The sequence below is a fragment of the Streptomyces sp. MK37H genome (assembly GCF_018035285.1).
In the GTDB taxonomy this organism is placed as follows: Bacteria; Actinomycetota; Actinomycetes; order Streptomycetales; family Streptomycetaceae; genus Streptomyces; species Streptomyces endocoffeicus.
Genome location: NZ_JAAAYH010000730.1, coordinates 1 through 2,514 on the forward strand (window position 1 = coordinate 1; position 2,514 = coordinate 2,514).

Here is a 2,514-nt window from a genome sequence, read left to right on the forward strand (position 1 = left end):
GACCTCGTCGCCACTCCCCTCGCCCAGAGCTGGTGCGCCCTGTCGCTGCTGCACAGCAGGATCGAGACGCATCTGGAGGGGGCTCTCCACACCCGCCATGAGCTCAGCGCCCGCGAGTACGCGGTCCTGGACGTCCTGAGCCGGCAGCACGACGGGGACAACGGCCATCTGCAGATGAAGCAGGTGGCCGACGCGGTCGCCCTCAGCCAGAGCGCCACCACCCGCCTGGTCGCCCGGCTCGAGGACCGCGGACTCCTCTCCCGCTACCTGTGTCCCACCGACCGGCGCGGGATCTACACCAATGTCACCGAGGCCGGGCTGCTCCTGCTCGGCCAGGCCCGGCCGACGTACGAAGGCGCCCTGCGCGAGGCGCTCGATCTGGCGGCGCGGGACCCGAGGCTCACCACCCTGGTCACGGCCGTGGCCTCGTTGGAGGCCTCGCCCCTTGACGCCTTGTCACTCCGAATTCCGGGGTGTGAGCTCCCCGGCTGATCTCACACCCCGGAAGCGAGGCCACCGGCCGGCGGCCCCGCACCCATCTCCCGCTCGTCCGACAGCACCGTCTCGCGGAACGAGGCGACGACCGGCCGCAGATCGACGTGGTGCCAGACGGCCCACAGATGGACGGACGCCTCATGCCAGGGCAGCGCGCGCACGGCCACGGCCTCCGTGGCGCCGCGCACCATGCTCTTCTGCACCAGCGCCAGCCCGAGGCCGGAGGCCACCAGGCCGAGTGCCGTCAGGGGATCCGCGGCGTCGAGCCGGATGTCGGGGGTGAAGCCCGAGGCCACGCACGAGGCGACGAACGTGTCCCGCCACGCCTGGTCGCCCGGCTCCTCGACCGCGATCCACGGCTGCCCGTCCAGATCCTTCGCCGAGATCGTCTCGCGCGCGGCCAGCGGGTGGCCCGCCGGAAGGACCAGCAGCAACGGGTCCTCCAGCAGCGGCGCGGCCCGCAGCACGGGGTCGTCGCGGTCCGGCGGCTCCCGCACCAGGGCGATGTCGAGGCTGCGCTGGCGCAGCCCCTCGAACTGCTCGGCCGCGGCCATGCTGTACAGCGCGACATGGATGCCGGGGCTCTCCTCCTGGAGCCGGCGCAGCGCGCCCGGCAGCACACCGGTGTGCATGGCGTCGGCCACGTAGCCGATGCACAGCCCGCCCTCCTCTCCCCTGCCCAGCCGGCGGCCCAGGTTCTCCAGCCGGTCGGCGTGGCGCAGCAGCGCCCGGGCCTCGCTGAGGAAGATCGCGCCGTCGCGGGTGAGCCGGATGCGCTGCTGGCTGCGCTCGAACAGGGTCAGGCCGAGGTTCTTCTCCAGCTGAGCGATCTGCCGGCTGAGCGGAGACTGGGAGATGTGGAGTTGCTCGGCGGCGCGGCCGACGTGTTCGGTCTCGGCCACGGCGCTGAAGTAGCGCAGTTGTCGCAGGTCAAGCATGTAAGACCTCCGAGGACTCAAGTGTATCCAAGAGAGTCTTGGACAGTCTGAACTCCCGATCCTAACGTCGGAGGCGAACGAACGGCGGACCGGCCGAAGGCCATGAGTCCGTCCCTTCCCCCTCTCTCCGCGAGGACACTTCATGACCATCACGTCCCTGCTCCCGGGCCGCCTCGGACTGGGCACGGCCCCGCTGGGCAGCATGTTCCGCGACGTCTCCGACGAGGAGGCCGCCGCGACCGTCGACGCCGCCTGGGACCACGGCATCCGCTACTACGACACCGCCCCCTTCTACGGCGCGGGCCTGGCGGAGATACGCCTCGGCGACGCGCTCGCCGGGCGCCCCCGCGACAGTTACGTCCTCAGCACCAAGGTGGGTCGCGTCATCCTCGACGAGGTCGAGGACCCCGCCGCCCGTGAACTCGGGGAGAAGGGCGGCCTGTTCGAGCACGGCCGCCCCAACAAGCTCGTGCACGACTGGACGGCCGACGCCACCAAGCGGTCCATCGAGGACAGCCTGAGGCGCCTGCGCACCGACCGGCTCGACATCGTCTGGGTCCATGACGTGGCCCAGGACTTCCACGGCGACGAGTGGCTCGCCGTCTACGAGAGTGCCCGCACCGGCGCCTTCCGCGTCCTGCAGCAGCTGCGCGACGAGGGCGTGATCAAGGCGTGGGGGCTCGGCGTCAACCGCGTCGAACCCATCGAGCTCACCCTCGACCTGGACGAGCCGAAGCCGGACGCCTTCCTGCTCGCCGGGCGCTACACGCTGCTGGACCACGACCGTGCCCTGCAGCGCCTGCTCCCCACGGCGGCCGACCAGGGCGTCAGCCTCGTCGTCGGCGGCCCCTACAGCTCCGGCGTCCTCGCGGGCGGCACCCACTTCGAATACCAGGACGCGCCCGCGCACATCATCGAGAAGGTGGCGCGCGTCAAGGAGCTCGCCGAACGGCACGGCGTCAGCGTCAAGGCCGCCGCCCTGCAGTTCTCCCTGGCCCACCCGGCGGCCGCCGCCGTAATCCCGGGCGCGACCCGGCCCAGCCGTATCGCCGAGGACGTCGCGGCCCTCGCCGAGACCGTC

The 2,514-nt window shown here is 71.8% G+C and carries 3 protein-coding genes; 2 read left to right on the plus strand and 1 reads right to left on the minus strand.

All coding sequences use genetic code 11. The features are described 5' to 3' along the window. Window positions 1–492, plus strand: a 492-nt coding sequence (locus GWI24_RS43310) for a MarR family winged helix-turn-helix transcriptional regulator (RefSeq protein ID WP_210951502.1), incomplete at its 5' end; no start/stop codon positions are given. 2 nt (window positions 493–494) lie between these two features. On the opposite strand, the gene GWI24_RS43315 is transcribed toward GWI24_RS43310, so the two are convergent. Continuing rightward, on the minus strand, window positions 495–1,433 hold the full coding sequence (locus tag GWI24_RS43315; RefSeq protein WP_210951503.1) for a LysR substrate-binding domain-containing protein: 939 nt from the start codon (window positions 1,431–1,433) through the stop codon (window positions 495–497). Window positions 1,434–1,575: 142 nt separating this feature from the next. On the opposite strand from GWI24_RS43315, the gene GWI24_RS43320 reads away from it, so the two are divergent. Then, the coding region (locus GWI24_RS43320) for an aldo/keto reductase (protein ID WP_210951504.1) at window positions 1,576–2,514 on the plus strand (939 nt) is incomplete at its 3' end.